This window comes from uncultured Barnesiella sp. (genome assembly GCF_946496565.1).
Taxonomy (GTDB): Bacteria; Bacteroidota; Bacteroidia; order Bacteroidales; family Barnesiellaceae; genus Barnesiella; species Barnesiella merdigallinarum.
On the sequence record NZ_CAMMHD010000007.1, the window covers coordinates 74,722 to 93,331 of the forward strand.

The following is an 18,610-nucleotide window of genomic DNA, read 5'->3' on the forward strand; positions in this document are numbered from 1 at the left end:
ATCGTTTTCGGGGACTATCGATGCCGGCAGGAAGGGGTGTAAAGAATCGGGGCCGCTTCGCGATGCGAGGCGGCCCCGATTGGTTGGCTATTGACCGCAACGGATTACCGTCGGTCGGTCGAAATGCAAAGGCTTATCGTTTGATAAATTTTACCACCTTCTCGGCGTTGTTCATCGCTACCTTCACGATGTAGCAGCCGTTGTACAGGTCGCTTACATTGACGGGAGCTTCGTGAGCCACTTTCACCAGTTTGCCGGTGATGTCGTAGATTTCAATCGTAGCGTTCTCGCCCAGGCCGTTTACATAGAGCATGCCGGCGTTGCAGTAGATCGAGAGGGCGTCGATGGTTTCTTCGATGCCGCTGATAGCACTGAACTTCACGTTGTAGATGTGGTTGCCGGTGAGGCGGCCGATATTGTATACATTCGATTGAATCTGAGTCAGCAACGAAGTGGTTTCGCCTTCGGCTTCGGTTTCGTAGAAGTCAACGATTTCGTATCCTTCGGCCGGCTCGAATTCCAGTCTCATGTCTACATTCGACGGAATCTGGCTGTAACCGCTGGGGTATTGCGTGCCCTCTTCGTCGTAGATGGTAACCGTACCGTTACCTTCAACCATGCAGGTGATTTGCCAGTAGAGAACCTTTTCGCTGAAGGCAGCTTCGACAGTCACGTCTCCGTCGAGCGAAGCGATGGTGTAGGTGTTGTCGGCTACTTCGTCAATCTTCTCTTCGCCGTTGATCAGGAGCGAGAGGATTTCGTAACCCGAGTTGGGAGTAGCGGTGATGGTCAGGGTAGTACCCTCTTCGATTTGGGTATTCTCGCCGGGGTTGAGGGCTACGTCGCCGTTCATGACGGAGAGCGTTCCGTTCTCTACCGTTTCGGGCAGTGTTACCGTATAGTAGGCAATGTCGGCCAACGTAACGGTGAGGGTAGCGTCGGCAGTTACCGTGAAGGTGTAGGTGCCGTCTTCATTAGCCTCGAGAGGTTCGTCGCCAAGGGTTACCGATACGAGTTTCTTGCCTTGGGGCAGAGCGTTGATGGTCAGCGTCAGTTCGCTGCCGGCAACTATCGACGTGAGGTCTTCGACCGGTTCGCCGTTCATGGCGATTTGATAATCTACGCTTTCGTCGATGGCAACCGATACGTTGTGCTTTTCGATTTCGACAAACGAAACGGCAATCGTAGCATTTTCGTTTACTACATAAGTGGCACCGCTTTCAATGGGAGTATCGTTTACGGTAAGCGACTCCAGACGATAGTCCGCGGCAGGAGTAGCCGTGATGGTCAATTCGGTACCGGCCTCTACCTGGTTTTCACCGGCGTTGAGGGCCGTTTCGCCGCTCATGACCGAGAGTGTTCCGTTCTCTACGGTCTCGGGCACGGTTACGGTGTACATCGTGGTGGTCTCAATCGTGCGGCCTTCGGCCAAGGTAGGAGCAGTTTCGGTAAAGGCCTTAATAGAGGTATAGCCACCGTCGCTGCTCAGCGTGGCGTTGGTGAGGTTATAGAATACAGCCTTGGTGTCGGCATGAGCCGAGCCGGTAGCCTTGTTGGCAAACGTACCGGTTGTTCCGCTCTCGATTTCGTTGAAGTCGTACCAGGCAGTCAGACCCGAGACGCCCTGAGGATTGTTGTTGTAGGCTTGGGCTACTTCGTCGGCCGTAAGAGCTTTGTTATAGAACTGCATTTCGTCGCAGAGGCCCGAGAAACCGGCACCACCCACGAAGAAGATACAGGGGTCGTCGCCAAAGAGAGTCAATTGCGAGCCGTTGTTGCGAGAGTCGACCAGTGTACCGTCTTTGTAGACCTTTACCGAAAAGTCGCTGTTGTCATAAACCAGAGTCAGATAGGTCCAGGTATTCAAGGCGACGGTTGCATCGATATTGCCCGACACGGTGTTGCCACCCCCCGAAATGATTTTGAGGGTACCGTCGGTTGTTGTAGCCAATACCAGGCTGCCGTTGTAGTTGAAGTGAAAGCGGGCGCCGTGACCCATAATTACATTTCCCTTGTTGTTGTAGCTACCATTGGTAAACTGGTCCATGTTGATCCAGGCCGACAGGGTAAACGATTTTCCTGTGCGGTCGGTTTCACCACCGTTACGGTCGCCCAAGATTGTTTCGGGTACTTCCAGTCGGTAGGCCGAGGTGCTCCAGTTGATGTTGAGTTGTGGAATGTTGATCGCTTTATTCTCCTGTGCCTGTGTCGTGAAGAATGGCAAGAGAACAAACAATAGAGAGAATAGTAAAAAATGTTTTCTCATGATATAAAAGTTTAGTGAAAAAAATGTGTTCTTATTGGATGTTTCTCGATTATCTGTTTTTTTTCGATCATCTGTTTTTCATGGTTACCCCCCCGTAAAATAGGCTTGCAAATCTGTTTTTTGCAAAAAAAAATTTTTATCATATATAATAACTCTATATCGAGTAGGGTCCCTAGTAGGAAAAGGAATTTATTTTATCCTTTTTTATAAAAAAAGTCGCGAATGGGCTTTAATGGAATCAATCGATGTGTTAAATACTCCTTGGCGGCAGGGGTGCGAGAGGGTAGGGTGCGGAGTAGAGAGGTGTTTATAAAAAGAGAACGGAGTATCCTGGTGTGGATACTCCGTCTCGATATGCTGTCTAAGTTTTGGATTATTCAGCATTTTCGGCAGCGGGAGCTGCTTCTTCGGCGGGAGCTTCTGCAGCAGCGGCAGCTTCGGCTTCTGCTTTGGCAGCGGCTTCAGCCTCGGCCTTGGCGGCAGCTTCGGCAGCTTTCTTAGCAGCAACAGCTTCGGCTTTCACTTTGTTCTTCTCTACTTCGTCTTCGAGACGTTTCTTGGCAGCAGCGTCTTTAGCGGCAGAGATTTTAGCCTTTTCAGCATCGGTAGCCGATTTCTTGTTTTTCAACCAGGCTTCGAAGCGTTGTTCTGCAACTTCTTCGGTAAAAGCACCTTTCTTTACACCGCCCAGCAAGTGTTTTTTCAGCAATACACCTTCACGAGAGAGGATGTTGCGCACGGTGTCGGTGGGTTGAGCACCCGTTGTCAGCCAATACAAAGCCCGTTCGAAATTCAAATTTATTGTAGCAGGATTAGTGTTCGGATTATAAGAACCTATCCTTTCAATAAACTTACCATCACGTGGTGCCCTGCTATCGGCGATTACAATTTGATAGAACGCATAGTCTTTGTGACCAAAGCGCTGTAATCTGATTTTTGTTGCCATTTGAAATTTTTTAATTGGTTAGTATTTGCATTAGCGGCGCAAAGGTAGTGTTTCTTTGCGAATCGTGCAAGTAAAACTCTTTAATTTTCTTTTTGTTTGCTTCGGTTTGTCCGCTTCGGGGGTGGCGGTGTACCGTTATTTCGACTGGGGGCATAGAGCCTCTTCCCATTGGGCGGGGTTAAAGCCGACGAGCACCCGGTCGCCGGAGACCAGCAACGGTCGTTTGATGAGCATGCCGTCCGAGGCCAGCAGCTCGATCAGCTCCTGGGGCTGGGCGGTGGGGATGCGCTCCTTCACCCGCAGCTCGCGGTATCGCTGGCCGCTGGTGTTGAAAAACTTTTGCAGAGGCAACCCGCTGCGGGCAATCCATTGGACGAGCTCTTGAGCCGTGGGCGGAGTCTCTACGATGTGCCGGGTTGTTACCTCGATGTGATGGTCGCGCAGCCATTGGGCCGCTTTGCGGCAGGTGCTGCATGGAGGGTATTGGTAAAACAAAATTTCCATAGGTGTCGGTAATGATTGTTGTACTTCGGTTTATGCTTGGTTGCGATATTTTTGAGGCGATAAGCCTGTTTGCTTGCGGAAAAATGTGCCGAAACTCGATGGGGTAGGGAAATTGAGTTCGTCGGAAATTTCGGCTACGGTCTTGTGGGTGCTGTCGAGCAGCGACATGGCTTTGCGTGTTATGTTTTTGAATACCAGTTCTTGAACGGTATATCCGCAAACCGATTTTGATAGTTCTGACAGATATTTGGGCGAGAGGCATAGCTTGTCGGCATAGAATGCCACACCCCGCTCGTGCATGAAGTGGCGGTCGATGAGTCGTATCAGTTTCAGAAATATCTCGGTGCGCCGGGCATGGGTCGGGCTGTTCGACAGGAATTTCTGGCTGAACACGGAGCAAAGCCGGTAGGTGAGTGATAGCAGCAGCAACTTGTGCTCGTTGATCGAAAAGAAATCTTCGGACGAAATATCTTTGGCCTTTATCAGGGAGATGTACCGGGCGATGTCGTTTTCGCAGCCGGTACTCCACACACAGGGTATGTTGGACGACATGAGGGTATAGAGGTGTACCGATTGTACCATGGCCCCCATGATGTCGCGGATGGATTCGGTGTGGTAGATGATGAGGCTCAGGAGCACGTCGGCCGATTGCCGTGTAACGCGGAAGAGACCCCCCTCGGGCATAAAGACGGTTTCGTTGCGGCTGGCCTTGTAGGAGCGGCCCGACAAGGTGAACTCGAACTCGCCTTCGTGGCACACGATGAGGCCTATACCGAAACTGATAAACCCCTCTTTCATACATGCCGGGAAATCAGAAACGGTACCCCCCGACGAGCATACATCGGCCTGGCCCGACATCATTTCTTGCAGCGTGTCAAGCCGGGCCGTAGCCTTTTCATAAAGTGTTTTTTCCATAGGGGCAAATATTTATCGCCACTAAGGTAATAAAAATTATCTGACTTGGCGGGTTGTTATTCCCGCCAAGCAGATAATTCCCTCTTCTTGTATGGATAAATGAGTACGAAGAGCATTGAAATGATACAACCGTAGAAGGTCCACCCCGACATCTCCTTGACGGCCGAGAGGGTGGCCTGCACTTGTATTTTGCCTTTAGTAGACGTGGCAGCCATGTGTTCGGCCTCGGTCTCGCTGCGGCCTTGCCAGCGCATCCCGTTTACCGTCTGGTCGTAGTCGGCGGCCGACTGGGGGTTGATGCGGTCTACATCTTGAGCAAACATTGTGATGTAGTGCTGCTGGCGGTGCTGGAGCACGTTGGAATAGAGGGCCGAACCGATACCCGGGCCAATAACCATACGCACACTGAGCATGATACATATCCAGGTCGACAGATACTTGTAGGGCATGCGTTGGTTGGCATACACGGCCGTGAGGGAGTAGATGAGCATCATGCCGGTCGAGCGTATGATTACCGGGTACTTCATCCTCTCGTACAGACCGTCGGTCTGCACTTCGAAATACATGAACAGGGACGACAGGCCGATGAGCAAGAAACCTAAAGCGAAAAGATATTTCAGCTTTACGTTGCGGGAGCCCAGGAAGATGGCTATCACGGCCCCGATGAAATAGCCCAGCATGCTCCAGTTGCCCAAGGCGGCATTCTGCCAGTTGTCTATTTTCATGCTCATGCCGGTAAACACGTTGACAAACATCGAACTGGTATTGAACACCATGAGCAGGAGGAACAGGACGATACCCATGTTGATGGTGCGCAGGCGGAATACCCCCATGAGGAAGTAGGGCGACTGGTGAGACCACTCCATGTAGAAGAACACGAGGGCAAAGACTACCGTAAGTATCGTGGAGCGTACGATGGTGGGGTCGGAGAACCAGTCGAGCGTTTTGCCATACACGAGAACGTAGATGCCGCAGGTCATCATGGCGCTGAAAACGGCCACATTGCCAAACTTGCGGAACGTAATGGGGAAACGCCGGTTGTTGTAGGTGTGGTAAGGCATGGTGACGAGGACGATGAGTATAGCTACGAGCGTCATACACATCATGTAGTAGTACACGTCTTGCCACTGGTATTCATAAGCCAGCCATGCCGTGAGCGATGTGCCCAACTGTCCCAGGATCATGAAGAACAGATATATTATCGGCATGCTCTTGCTCTTCTCCGAGTCGAGTCGGTCCCATCCCTCTTCATCGACAGGTTCGTTGCCCGGTGTGATGTTTTGCGTAGCTTCCATGCCGAAAGCGTAGCGTATGAGCGAGAACAGATTGACCATCATGAGTACCATGCGCAAGAACCCCATGATGAGGCTGCACAGGGCCAGCACAAATATGCTGTCGGTGATGGCGCAGACATGGCTGAGAAGATACATCAGGGAGAACCCTACGACACACATCATCTTTTCGCGGCGTATGCACACCAACTGGTAGAAGAAGGGCGAGAAGGCCGCCATGCCCACGGAGGTGACGAACCCCACGAACTGTATGTGTTCCGACTGTATGCCCAGTCCGCTTGTCATTTCGCCGCTGTTGGCTGTATAAACGCCACCTACGGTGAGGATGGGGATAAACAGCAGTATCAGCAGTATGATGCCCAGCGGCTTGGGTACCCAGTTGTAGAACGGGTAGTTCTTATATTTTGCCCCATAGGTGAGGCTTATCGTATTTTGTTTCATGACTCTAAGCTTTTTGTGAGAGATGCTTCACGAGCCAGCTTGCTTAATCGATTTTAGCTTTTACGATTACCATCATGCCGGCAGCCAGGCGTTCGTTGTCGGCTTCGGACAGATCGGTGAAGTCGATTCTGACCGGGATTCGCTGGCGTATTTTCACGAAGTTACCGGCCGAATTGTCGGTAGGAACGAGCGAGTATTTGGAACCGGTGGCTCCCGAGATGGCCGAGATGCGTCCCTTGAACTCATGTCCGTCAAGAGCATCTACCGTAATGGCTACCTCCTGGCCTACATACAGGTTTTCGACCTGGGTCTCCTTGTAGTTGGCAATCACCCACTTCTGGGTGTCGGGTATGATGTAGGTGAGAGTCTGTCCGGCCGAAACATACTGCCCGTCCTCGACGGCACGGCGTCCGAGTTTGCCGTCGCAAGGAGCCACGACTACGGTGTAGGAGAGGTTGAGGCGGGCCATCTCGAGTGCGGCGCGGGCTCTTTCGACAGCAGCCTCGGTGCTTTGGCGGCGGGTAGATACCTCGTTCACGCCCGATATGGCAGCCTTTTGCTGGCTTATCAGTCCGGCCAGTTTTTTCTGGGTAGCCTCGTATTCGGTCTCGATTTGCTCCAGTTGTATCGGTGTTGTGGCATTGCGTTCAAGCAGGTTCTGGTAGCGGGTGCGGTCTTTCTCGAGTTTGGCCAGGCGTATCTTAACCTCGGCAATCGATGACTCGTAGACCGAGGCCGAAGCCTGTGTCGTCTGCAGTGTCTGTCCTATGACCGATGCGCCGGCTAAAGCATCCTTCAGCGCAGCTTCGGCTTCCATCACGCGAATGCGGTATTCGCGGTCGTCGAGGATCAAGAGGGTGTCACCCTTTCTTACGTTCTGGTGTTCAGTGAAACATACTCGCTTGATGTAGCCCGAGGCACGAAGGTTGACCGGCGAGATATATTGTTCTATCTGGGCATCGTTGCTGGTTTCGGTATTTTTGTAGTCGAGAAAAATCATCGATATTTTCACAATGCCGCATACGAGGATTATAATGCCGAAGATGCTGGCTACGATTTGGCGGGAGCGCTGTTTCCGTAATCTTTTGGCTTGTTGTTCCAGGGTGTTGGTTTTCTGTATGTTGTTGTTCGGAGTTTTCATTGAAGTAAATTCTAAAATGGTTGATTATGAGTGTGTTTGTGCGCTGTGCGGTTGCTCTGTGAAAAGGTCTATTCCAGCAGAGAGTCGAGTTTGCCGGTCAGTTTCAAGAGCGACAAGGCCGTCACGCGATAGTTGTAGTGAGCGGTCACATAGCTGTTTTGAGCTTCGCTCATCTGCATCTCGTCTTGGAGCACTTCGGTCATCGAGGCTATGCCTTCGCGGTAGCGGTCGGCCGTAACGGCGTAGACCTCCTCGGCAAGCCGGTAGTTGTCGAGTTGCTTGGTGAAGTTGCGCCTGCTGTTCATGAGGTCGCAGGTTGCATTGAGGTATTGGGTGTGCAACCCTTTGAGGGCGTCGTTGTAGGCCAGGCGGGCGTTCTCGGCATCGAGTTTGGCCTTGCGTATCTTGGAGCGTTTCTCGAGTCCGTCGAATATTGGGATACGCAGCGTGATGCCCAGACCCGATGAGTTGTACCAGTGGTTGGAGGGGCCGGAGTGAAACCAGTTGCAGAACTTGTCGGTGAAAGCCGAGTAGGTGAAGTTGCCTGTGAGCGAGAGTGAAGGCAGGTAGCCTTGCCGAATCATCGTCTCTTGCTTGTTGGCCAGTTCGCTCTGTTGTTGCAACAGCTGTAGCTCGGGCAACGACTCGTAAAGTCCGGTGAGTTCAATATCCTCGACGCTTGCCGCATTGACTGCGGTAAGGGCTATGGGCTTTTCGGCCGGATAGTCGATTACATACTTCAGCATGTTGGTCTGTTGCGTGAGCATGGCCTCGGCGTTGTCGCATTGTACTTGCAGATTTTCCAGGTTGATGTTCACTCGCTTCACGTCGACATCCATGGCCATACCGTTGTCAAAAAAGGCTACGGTAATATCTCGCAGCTCTTCCAGTCGGGCGATGTTGTCCTTGATGATGGCAATCTGCTCTGCCGTGCTCTGGGCGAGATAGTACATGCGGGTTATCTGCTCTATGAGGTCGTTGCGGGCCTTGTCGTAAGAGAGGCGGTTGATGCGGTCCATCATCTTCGTGATGTCGAGCGCTGTGAGCAGTGTCTGGTTATAGAGAGGCATCTGCAACTGGAGCCCGGCCGAAGCATTGTACTGCAAGGTCTTGGTCACGTTGTAGGGGTTGCCGTAGGCCGAGCCGTCGGTTACGGATACGGGCGGATTGAAGTTGTCGTTGAACGACCCTACGGCGTTGATTTGAGGCAGCAGTTTGGCACGGTTTTCGGTAACATTGTGTTTGCCTTTCGTGATGTCGTTGCGCCTCGTCTGTAGCTGGAGGTTGTTTTCGATGCCCATGAGCAGACACTGCTCGAGCGTGAGTGTCTCCTGCGCTTTAAGAGGAAAAAGCGTAGAGAGAACAGCAAATGTAAATAAAAGTCTCTTCATAACGTTTGTTTCATTTATCCACTGCAAAAATAGGTAGTTATATATGCTTTATCGCGATGAGATTTCCCTACTGTATGTTCATATTTTCCGTTTCTGTATGAGTGGGGTATAAAAAACGGGATATATCGCTGTAAAGCTGTGAAACGGATCCGGTCCGGACCGTTTTTGGGGAGGGGGATGGGTAGGGTAAGCAGGCGGCAGAAGTGAACGGGAAACCTGTGGCAGGCCGTGGTGCGTTTTGAGCCGTGGACAGGAGCTGTTTTTCGTCCCTCCTTATTAAAAAGGTGTGATGCCCCCGAGTGTATGTCATGAATGGCGGCCGATGCTGATGGCCGGCATGTAGTTGGGGGGCAGGCGTGGGGCCGTTTCGGGTAGGGAGGAAGAGGTGGAATGAAAAATAGCGGGGGGAGGAGGGGATGGTTTTTGTGGAAATTTTTTTATCTTCACCGCCAAATCGTGAACTATGGCTTCCTATTCCCGAAAAGCTACCCGCAACAAGGCGTTGTGGGGATATTTGCTGCTCGTTGTCGTGCTGCTCTCCTCCTCGTGGTTTGTCTATCACGAGATAGGGCTGTTGGTATCGGTGCGTGAGGTTGAGGAGGATATGACGGCCAAGCGCCATCGAGTATCCGATGCGCTGTCGCTGCTCTATCGTACCGAGACGCTGGGGCAATCGCTGGTGTGGGGACGCTATTCCGATTATCCGGTGTACCGGCGTTTGATGAACGATGCCGTGTCGTGCGTCGATTCGTTGTGTAACATCACTGCCGACTCGGTGCAGTTGTCGCGTATCGACAGCATTGTCTATCTGTTGAACCGGAAAAATTCGGTCATCCGTCGGTTGATGAGTACGTCGATCGATGTGGCCGAGGAACAAAATCGCAAGTTCGACGACATCATGCGTCAGCAAGACTCCTTGCTCCTTATTCATGCCCATCAGCAAAAGTTGGCCCAGAAGAGCGATTCGCTCATGGAGAAGCGCAAGCGGCGCAATCTGTTTGGTCGCATAGCCGATGCCATATCGGGCAAGTCGCCGGGCGGACTCGACAGCATTCGGTCGGAGTCGCGGCGGATTGGGGCTTTGAGCGATTCGCTGGCTCTGGACCTGAAGGCCATGGAGAGCGGTTTTCACGAGAGTCGCGAGCTCTCGAAGCAGGCCCTCGAGCGGGAACGCTGGCGACTGCGGTTTGACAACCAGCGGTTGAGCGGGCAGATAGGCCGGCTGATGAGTAGCTTCGAGCAGGAGCAACTGTTGGTCTCGGAGCGGATTCTCGACCGCAACGAGGCTATCCGCCAGGAGTCGATGAATGCTCTGGTGGGGGTGGCCTCGGGGGCTATCGTGCTGGCGTTGATATTCGGCATCATGGTGTGGCGGGGCTGGATGCGCGACGACCGCTGGCGTCGCGAACTGGAGGAGGCCCGCCGTCGGGCCGAAGAGCTGCTGGAGGCTCGCGAGAAGCTGATGCTGACAATTACGCACGACTTCAAGGCTCCGCTCAGTTCGATTATCGGATATGTAGAACTGATGATGAGGCTCGACAACAGCGAGCGGCAGCGGTTCTATCTGCAAAATATGAAGGCCTCGTCCGACCATCTGTTGTCGCTGGTGAGCGACCTGCTCGACTTTTATCGGCTGGAGTCGCATAAACTCGATGTCAATCACCTTACCTTCAATCCGCGGGTGTTGTTCGAGAAGATTGTCTCGGCCATGCAGCCGGTGGCCGAGAAGAAGCAGTTGACGCTGGAGTTGAAGGCCGAACCGTCGGCCAATGCCACCTTTGCGGGCGACCCGTTGCGCATCCAGCAGATTGTCGACAACCTGCTCTCCAATGCGTTGAAGTTTACCGCCCGGGGACGGGTCACCGTGCATCTATTCGTGCGGGGACAATACCTGGTCTTCTCGGTGAGCGATACGGGGCGGGGCATTGCCCGTGACGATTTGGAACAGATATTCCAGGCCTTTACCCGCTTGTCGTCGGCTCAGGGCATCGAAGGCTTCGGGTTGGGCTTGACGATTACCCGGCAGTTGGTCGACCTGCTCGGCGGCCGGCTCGATGTGCGCAGCCAGGAGGGGGTGGGCAGTACCTTCACCGTAGAGATTCCGCTCGACAAGGTCGACGGCGAGGCCGAGCCCGAAGCTCCCGCCTTTGCCGGGCGCCGCTGCCTGTTGCTCGACGACGACAAGATACAGTTGACCCTCTTTGAAAACCAGTTGAAACAACTCGGCGTGGAGGCGGTCGCCTGTGTGCGGCCCGAAGAGGTGGTCAGCTATCTGGAGCACGAACCCTTCGACGCCGTCTTTACCGATATGCAGATGCCCGAGATGGATGGCGTGCAGTTCTTGAAATCGTTGCGCGATTCGTCGGTGCCTCGGGCCCGGGATATTCCCGTGGTCGTAGTCACGGCCCGCAGCGATTCGGACCGTCTGTTGTCCGAAGGCTTTTCGCGTGTGTTGCGCAAACCCTTCTCGTTGACGCAGCTGTCCGACTGCCTGTCGGCCATTTGGCGCGAGGCCCCTCGTGCCGTAGCCGAGCCGCAACCCGCGACCTCCGAAGGTGAAGAGTCGCAGGGCCGATATGACTTTTCGCCGCTCACCGTGTTTGCCGGTGACGACCGGGCTGCCCGTGTGAAGATACTGGAGACCCTCTTGCACGAACTCACTGCCCAGATCGAAGAATTGGAGCAGGCTCGCGAGACGCGCAACGGGGTAGTCGTTACCCGTATGGCTCACAAATGGCAGCCGCTTTTTGCCATGCTGAAGCTCTCGGACATGCTGCCGTTGCTTTCGCGACTGGAAGAGGAGGGGGCTGCCCCGTGGAGCGATAGCCTGTCGGAACACTTGACCCCTCTGCTCGCCTGTGCCGGGCAGATACGGGACGAGTTGCAAGCTATTTTAAGAAAGGAGGAACAACAACCATGAACCATATTCTTATCGTCGAGGACGATACTACATTTGCCCTCATGCTGCAGACGTGGCTTACCAAAAAGGGCTTTGCCATCACCTCGGTTTCGGGGGTGGGAGCGGCCCGGCGTGCACTGCAGGACGAAGCCGTCGACCTGGTGCTGTGCGACTTGCGGCTGCCCGATGGCGAAGGCATCGACCTGCTGGAGTGGCTCAATGCCCGGCGGCAACCGGTGCCGGTTATCGTGATGACCAGTTATGCAGCCATCCCCTCGGCCGTCCAGGCCATGAAACTGGGGGCCAAGGATTATATAGCCAAGCCGGTCAATCCCGAAGATCTGTTGCAAAAAATCAACGAGGTACTCGGGGCCGCCGCCCGTGCCGTCGAACCGAAGCAGCCCAAGCCAAAGGCTGTACCCGAAGAGCCCGGCTATCTCGAGGGGCAGAGCGAAGCTGCCCGGCAGCTCTATTCGTATGTACGGTTGGTAGCCCCTACCAGCATGTCGGTCTTAATCAACGGGGCGAGTGGTACAGGTAAAGAGTATGTGGCCAAGCGGATACACCAGTTGAGCAAGCGAGCCGACCGTCCGTTTGTGGCCATCGATTGCGGAGCCATCCCCAGGGAGTTGGCCGCCTCCGAGTTCTTCGGTCATAAGAAGGGGTCGTTTACGGGGGCTATCGAAGACAAGGTGGGAGCCTTTGTCGAGGCCGACGGCGGTACGATATTTCTCGACGAGATAGGCAACCTCAGTTACGACGTGCAGATACAACTGCTCCGGGTGTTGCAGGAGCGGAGAGTCAAGCCGATAGGTACAACGACCGATATTAAGGTAGATGTGCGGCTGATTGCCGCTACCAACGAAGACTTGAAGGCTGCCATAGCCGCGGGTACCTTCCGCGAAGATCTGTATCACCGCATCAATGAGTTTACCATCCATATGCCTCGCCTGTGTGAGCGGGGCGAAGATATTCCACTCTTTGCCAACTTCTTTCTGGACCAGGCCAATCGCGAGTTGGAGAAGCCCGTCCCGGGATTCCGGCCCGATGCCATGGAGCAGATTTGTCGCTATCGCTGGCCCGGTAACTTGCGCGAGATGCGCAATACCGTAATGCGGGCCGCCCTGCTGTCGCAAGGAGCTCCCGTCGGGGTGGAACATCTGGGGCTGGAGGTTGCCGAGTCTGCGAAACGGACGGCCGCATTGCACGACCCCGAGAGCGAACGCACCAAGATTGTGGCCGCTCTGCAACACTGTGCAGGCAACAAGAGCCGGGCGGCCGAAATGCTGGGCATCGATCGCAAGACACTCTACAACAAACTCAAACTGTATCACATCGAGTGAAGCCGGGCGGGTGGGGGTGATTGTCGCCTTTCGATCTCGGTTCCCGTACATCTATATCGGGGCACTCCAATTGGGGTGTCCCGATGCTTTTTGGGTGTGTGGTGTGGAAAAATTCCACACCACTCCACATCTGTTCCACACTATTCCACACTATGCTACAAGTGGTATTATTTTTTAATATCTTAATAAATAGAGCTTTATGTGCATATTGGCGCCATTGGCACGGCGATTGTATTTTCATTAGGCGAAGAATGGAATAATAGAGTGTATAACTTAAAAATGTGGAATTATGAAAAAGTTAATGTTATCAGTCGCAGTATTTATGATGTCGGTTAGCGTTTCATCTTTTGTATCGTATGCACAGAGCCCGAGCGAAGAACCGGCACAAACCGATAGTGTCCCTGCACAGGACCCCCAAGGAGAGGCAAGTCTGTTCGGTCTGAATGAAGAGCCGGCTCCCGCTGACAGTGTCCCCTCTCAAGAACCCCAGAGCAAAATGTCTCTGTTCTGTTTGAATGAGGAGCCGGCTCCTACCGACAGCGTCCCCACGCAGGAGCCGCAGACAGATGAGCCTCAAGCCAACCTCTATCTGCTCGGCCTGGCCGAAGAACCTACCGACAGTGTTCCCACGCAGGAGCCGCAGAAGGATGAGCCTCAAGCCAACCTCTATCTGCTCGGTCTGACCGAAGAGCCTACCGACAGCGTTCCCACGCAGGAGCCGCAGAAGGATGAGCCTCAATCCAACCTCTATCTGCTCGGCCTGGCCGAAGAGCCCACCGACAGTGTTCCCACGCAGGAGCCGCAGAAAGACGAGCCTCAAGCCCAAAACTCTATCGCATAACTTTTGCATCGGATAAGTGAGTTAATCCTTAGAAAAAGCGTTCTTATTTTTATCTGTTTTAGTGAAGATGATAGAGCCGCCATTCTCCTCGGTATGAGGGGGATGGCGGTGTTTTTTGCATCCCCTCTTTAAAAGGCCTTGCAGAAAGGCATTCAAATTCTTTTATCTATTGGGAATAATAGCGTAAATAATATTAAAATGTAACTATTTCTCGTTATATTTGCATAGTTAAATTGTATTTACAACTCTGTTTAAGAGGTTAAAATGCAAGAGATAGCAGGAGTGCCTGATGTAGTCGAGGACGACGTTTTGTCGCCTGGAGGCTTAGGCTTTGTCAAAACCGAACCGAATATGCCGGAGACCGAAGAAGAAGGGTGGTACGTGGCGAAAACCTATCGCCAGGAACGCAAGATCAAAGAGCTGCTTACCCGCATGGGGGTGAAGCACTTTGTCCCTTTTCACGAGACGGTCAAAGAGATCGGCGGGAAACGCAAGAAGGTCGAAGTCCCCTTCATCAGCGGGCTGATATTCGTGCATGGTCGTAAAAAAGAGTGCATTTCGCTCATCAACGACTATGGTTACCCCATGCGGTATGTTCGCGACTTTTCCAGCCGCTCGCTGTTGCGAGTGCCCGACAAGCAGATGGAGGACTTCATCTATCTGGTAGAACACCACGAGAACGAAATCGAGGTGCTGCCCCACGACCTGCGTCGGGGCGACCGCGTGCGGGTTGTCGCCGGCAGCTTTGCCGGCATCGAAGGCGAACTGGTGCGCATAGCCGGCCATCGCCGCGTGGTGGTACGCATAGACAACCTCTTTACCGTAGCCACGGTCTATATACCGGGCAGTTATTTGGAGAAGATAGATGGCTGACGGCTTTTTACTGCAGTTGTATAAACCCATATGATAAGCTATAATACCATAAAGCAGAAATATACAGGTAATCGCAATCTGGTCGACAATGTACTGGGTGCATTTGTCGTACGAGGGTTGGGCTTTCTCATCTCGTTTGTACTGTTCCCGCTCTATCTGCGTTATTTCAACAACAATGCGGTTTTGGGTTGTTGGTTTACCATGTATTCGGTTTTGACCTGGATCAATATGTTCGATTTGGGTATCGGTCATGGTCTACGCAACCATTTGACCGCCGATTTGAGTTTGGGAAATTACGAGAGTGCCCGTAGTCATATTTCGTCGGCTTATATCTTGATGGGAGGTATTACCCTGCTGGTTACTCTGATTACACTCGTTGTGAGCCGGTATATCGACTGGAACCGCATCTTTAATATTTCTACCGAAGCATTGTCGGCCGAGGAGTTATATCAGGGGGTAATCGTAACGCTCTGCGGTGTATTCTCCTTTTTCTTTTTCAAGTTGATTCTATCGGTGTTATATGCGTTGCAGAAGTCGGCATGGCCCAATTTGCTCAATCTGATTTCGACGGTGCTGATGTTGCTTTTTTTGTGGGTATATACCCCTACAGGCGAGATAGGGAAAGATTTCATAACCCTGTCGTGGGTACAAGCCATCTCGGGAACTTTGCCCCTATTGGTGGTGACGGCTCTTGTCTTTGGCAAGGAGCTGAAAAGTTGTTTGCCCTCTTTCCACTGCTTCAGATGGAACAAGGCGAACGATGTCTTGTCGCTCGGGTTCCTCTTCCTGTTGGTGCAGGTCGTTTACATGGTCATTACGGTTACCAACGAGTTTATCATCTCCTACTTTTTTGCCCCTGCGTTTGTAGTTGAATATCAAATCTATTTCAAGCTCTTTTCGATTGTAAGCTCATTGGTGGCCTTGGCTTTGATACCGGTATGGTCGGCCGTCACGAAGGCATTTGTAGAGAAACGCTATGGTTGGATACTCAAGTTGATACGTTTTCTGTACGGCATAGCCGCGCTTTCGGTGTTGTTGCAGCTGGCCATTATTCCCTTTCTCGACCCGATATTGAAACTCTGGTTGGGTAGCAAGGCCATTGAAGTAGATGTTTCGGTGGCCTTGTTGTTTGCTCTGATGAGCTGTGAGATGATATGGGTATCGGTATTGACCAGCATCTCCAACGGATTGGGTAAGCTCAAATGTCAGTTGTACGGATTTCTGTTTGCAACTGTCTTTAAGATAGGAGCCATTGTTGCTTTGGCTTCGCACGCATCGTGGACGATTGTGGTTACTGCGACCATTATCGGTTTGCTGCCCTACTGTATTGTGCAGCCGATTGTGATGAACCGCCAGTTGAAAGTGTTGAACAAGGAGGTATCCACACATGACTAAGAGATTGTTGATTGTTAATACCTACGGCAACCTGTGGTCTACGGGTCGTATTGCTGCCGAGATAGGCGACATAGCCGAGAAGCACGGCTGGCAATATACCTTTGCCTATGCTTGTGAAGCTCGTCTCGAGGCCGGGAGAGGGATACGGATTACTCGCAGCCGATTGTCCTATTTGCTGCACACCTATCTGTTTTCACGCATCCTCAATCTGAAGGGCTTCGGGTCGTTGGTCGATACCTGGCTTTTTATCAGGAAGATAAAAAAGCTCTCCCCCGACTTGATACACCTGCACAATATTCATCAGAATTATCTGAACTTCCCGTTGTTCTTTTCGTATCTGAAGAGGGCTGGTATCCCGGTTGTGTGGACCCTGCACGACTGTTGGGTGGCTACGGGAGGTTGTACTCACTTTGCCTATTACGGGTGTAAGCAGTGGCACGACGGTTGTCGCCGGTGTCCCCGTTGTGGGAATAGCGATGTGGGCGGTGAGTTGAAGGGTGTCTTCCGCACGATGCCCTGGGTATTGAAGCAGAAAGTTTCGTATTTTACGGCGGTACCTCGATTGACCTTTGTCGCAGTTTCGGAGTGGCTGGCGGCGGTCGTGAGAAGTTCGGCCGTGGGTACAGTTCCGGTTCGAGTGATTACAAACGGGGTAGATACATCGGTTTTCTATCCGCGAGAAGAGAGCCGCCGGTTGGGCGAACGCTACGGCTGGGGCAATCGCTTTGTGGTTGTGGGGGTTGCTTCGCATTGGAGCGCAGCCAAGGGATTGTCCGATTACTATAAGTTGAGAGCCGCGTTGCCTGCCGACCGTTTTGCAATTGTATTGGTAGGTCTCACTCCGCAGCAGGTGGCTGAGTTGCCCGAGGGTATTATCGGTATCGAACGCACCGGGAGTGTCGACGAACTGGCTTCGATATACTCGGCTGCCGATGTGGTAGTGAGTCTGTCGTATCAGGAGTCGTTTGGGTTGACAATTGCCGAAGGATTTGCCTGTGGAACTCCGGCCGTAGTGTATGCCGATACGGCTTTGCCCGAACTGATAACCCCGGCTACAGGGAGGGTTGTGGAGCTCGGAAATATGGAGCAGTTGGCCGAGGCTGTTATCCAAGTGTGTGAAAAGGGAAAAACGTTTTATGCAAAGGCCTGCAGGGCTGAAGCCTGTGCGCGGTATGATAAAAATCGACAGTTCGAGCACTATATCGAGTTGTATGAACAACAGCTCGACTATCGAAAAGAAAATTGTAAGGCATGATTGAAACGATTGTTATAGGACTGTTGTGTGTCGTGTTGGCTTTCCTGGCCCGCTACAAGCGGCTGTCGTGGACCTTCCCCTTGGCGATGGTGATTCTGTTTGTCTTTTTGTCCATACGCTACTATTGGGGAAATGACTATGAACAGTATATCGACAAGTTCACAATATATAATGCGATAGACCGGTTCGACTACTCCGACCCCGACGAGCGTTGGGAGGTAGGGTGGATACTCTTGTATCGTCTGTTCAAACCGTTTGGATTCTTCTCGTTGGTGATTGTTCTCTCTGCCTTCGAGATAGGGGTCTATTATTGGTTTATCAAGAAGTATGTACCACGTGAATGGTATTGGTTTGCCATCTTCCTGTATGTGTTCAATCCCTATTTCATGCTGGTGCATGCCTCGATGTTTCGTCAGGCGTTGGCCATGGGCTTGGTATTGCTTTCGGTACCCTACATTTTCAAGAAGCGGTTTATCGTGGCGGCATTGATTATCGTATTTGCTTCGCTGTTTCACAGCAGTGCCAAAATATTGTTGCCCATCGTATTTCTGGGCTATCTCAACTGGAAGATGGGTAACAAGGGGGTGATTATAGGAGGCGTTCTCTTCTTTACCATTCTCTTATTGCAGAATATCGTATTGCACATGGTCGAGGAGACCCTCTCGTCGTTGGGATTGAGTAAATATGCCTATTACCTGGAGGAGGGCAAAGAGACCTCGGAACTGGCGACGGGAATAGGATTTGTCTACCAGATTCTGATGATGTGCATGGTGCTCTATTACGAGAAGAAGCAAGACCGGGAGATCGGGTTGTTGTTTAAGCTGACCGCACTCTCGTTCCTGTTTATCCCGCTGGGGTTTGTGGCACAGTTGTTTTCCCGCTTGGGCATGTATCTGCAGGTGCCTATGATAGCTACCTATCCGCACATGGTGCGCAGTATCGACAATAAAATTGTTCGGGTGGGTACCTTGTTGCTGATTATGGCATTTACCGTGTATGATTTTCATGTATTCTTCAACTCCGAGATATATGGCGATTTTTACATCGAGTATCGCACCATTTTCGAATCGTTTGTTTGGCGATGATACCGATGAGTTTTTACGATGAA

14 protein-coding genes are annotated in these 18,610 nt (G+C 52.2%); 7 read left to right on the plus strand and 7 right to left on the minus strand.

All coding sequences use genetic code 11. The features are described from left to right. Positions 1-133: 133 nt before the first annotated feature. The 7 genes from Q1K76_RS05325 to Q1K76_RS05355 all read right to left on the minus strand — a co-directional run bounded on the left by Q1K76_RS05325 (position 134) and on the right by Q1K76_RS05355 (position 8,896). The gene (locus Q1K76_RS05325) at positions 134-2,266 is read right to left on the minus strand and encodes a LamG-like jellyroll fold domain-containing protein (RefSeq protein WP_300131630.1); all 2,133 of its coding nucleotides are present in this window, start codon (positions 2,264-2,266) and stop codon (positions 134-136) included. A 373-nt stretch (positions 2,267-2,639) separates the two neighbouring features. Further along, positions 2,640-3,212: a 30S ribosomal protein S16 gene (locus Q1K76_RS05330; RefSeq protein WP_087409180.1), complete on the minus strand. Its 573-nt coding sequence runs from the start codon at positions 3,210-3,212 to the stop codon at positions 2,640-2,642. Between the two features lie 135 nt (positions 3,213-3,347). Then, positions 3,348-3,716, minus strand: a complete 369-nt coding sequence (locus tag Q1K76_RS05335; protein WP_300131633.1) for an arsenate reductase family protein — start codon at positions 3,714-3,716, stop codon at positions 3,348-3,350. Positions 3,717-3,746: 30 nt separating this feature from the next. Continuing rightward, positions 3,747-4,631 carry an AraC family transcriptional regulator gene (locus tag Q1K76_RS05340; RefSeq protein ID WP_241147849.1) on the minus strand — a complete coding sequence of 295 codons (885 nt, stop codon included), beginning with the start codon at positions 4,629-4,631 and terminating at the stop codon, positions 3,747-3,749. A gap of 56 nt (positions 4,632-4,687) precedes the next feature. Beyond that, a complete protein-coding gene (locus Q1K76_RS05345) occupies positions 4,688-6,364 on the minus strand; it encodes an MFS transporter (RefSeq protein WP_258327944.1) in 1,677 nt (558 codons plus the stop codon). A 43-nt stretch (positions 6,365-6,407) separates the two neighbouring features. Beyond that, the gene (locus Q1K76_RS05350) at positions 6,408-7,505 is read right to left on the minus strand and encodes an HlyD family secretion protein (RefSeq protein ID WP_087409177.1); all 1,098 of its coding nucleotides are present in this window, start codon (positions 7,503-7,505) and stop codon (positions 6,408-6,410) included. Positions 7,506-7,573: 68 nt separating this feature from the next. Beyond that, complete coding sequence (locus tag Q1K76_RS05355; protein ID WP_300131635.1) at positions 7,574-8,896, minus strand: TolC family protein; 1,323 nt, start codon at positions 8,894-8,896, stop codon at positions 7,574-7,576. 463 nt (positions 8,897-9,359) lie between these two features. Here Q1K76_RS05355 and Q1K76_RS05360 point away from each other — a divergent pair, with 463 nt between their 5' ends. The 7 genes from Q1K76_RS05360 to Q1K76_RS05390 all read left to right on the plus strand — a co-directional run bounded on the left by Q1K76_RS05360 (position 9,360) and on the right by Q1K76_RS05390 (position 18,587). Next, positions 9,360-11,816: an ATP-binding protein gene (locus tag Q1K76_RS05360; protein ID WP_300131638.1), complete on the plus strand. Its 2,457-nt coding sequence runs from the start codon at positions 9,360-9,362 to the stop codon at positions 11,814-11,816. After that, a complete protein-coding gene (locus Q1K76_RS05365) occupies positions 11,813-13,138 on the plus strand; it encodes a sigma-54 dependent transcriptional regulator (RefSeq protein WP_300131641.1) in 1,326 nt (441 codons plus the stop codon). Before Q1K76_RS05360 ends, Q1K76_RS05365 begins: the two co-directional genes overlap by 4 nt. Positions 13,139-13,634: 496 nt before the next feature. Continuing rightward, positions 13,635-13,979, plus strand: a complete 345-nt coding sequence (locus tag Q1K76_RS05370; RefSeq protein WP_300131644.1) for a hypothetical protein — start codon at positions 13,635-13,637, stop codon at positions 13,977-13,979. Positions 13,980-14,330: 351 nt separating this feature from the next. Next, positions 14,331-14,852 (plus strand): UpxY family transcription antiterminator, encoded by a 522-nt coding sequence (locus Q1K76_RS05375; RefSeq protein WP_300131646.1) that lies wholly within the window; start codon positions 14,331-14,333, stop codon positions 14,850-14,852. A gap of 30 nt (positions 14,853-14,882) precedes the next feature. Next, on the plus strand, positions 14,883-16,247 hold the full coding sequence (locus Q1K76_RS05380) for a hypothetical protein (protein WP_300131648.1): 1,365 nt from the start codon (positions 14,883-14,885) through the stop codon (positions 16,245-16,247). Further along, on the plus strand, positions 16,240-17,502 hold the full coding sequence (locus tag Q1K76_RS05385; protein WP_300131650.1) for a glycosyltransferase: 1,263 nt from the start codon (positions 16,240-16,242) through the stop codon (positions 17,500-17,502). Before Q1K76_RS05380 ends, Q1K76_RS05385 begins: the two co-directional genes overlap by 8 nt. Further along, positions 17,499-18,587 carry an EpsG family protein gene (locus Q1K76_RS05390; protein WP_300131653.1) on the plus strand — a complete coding sequence of 363 codons (1,089 nt, stop codon included), beginning with the start codon at positions 17,499-17,501 and terminating at the stop codon, positions 18,585-18,587. The genes Q1K76_RS05385 and Q1K76_RS05390 overlap by 4 nt, the downstream gene beginning before the upstream one ends. Positions 18,588-18,610 lie beyond the last annotated feature (23 nt).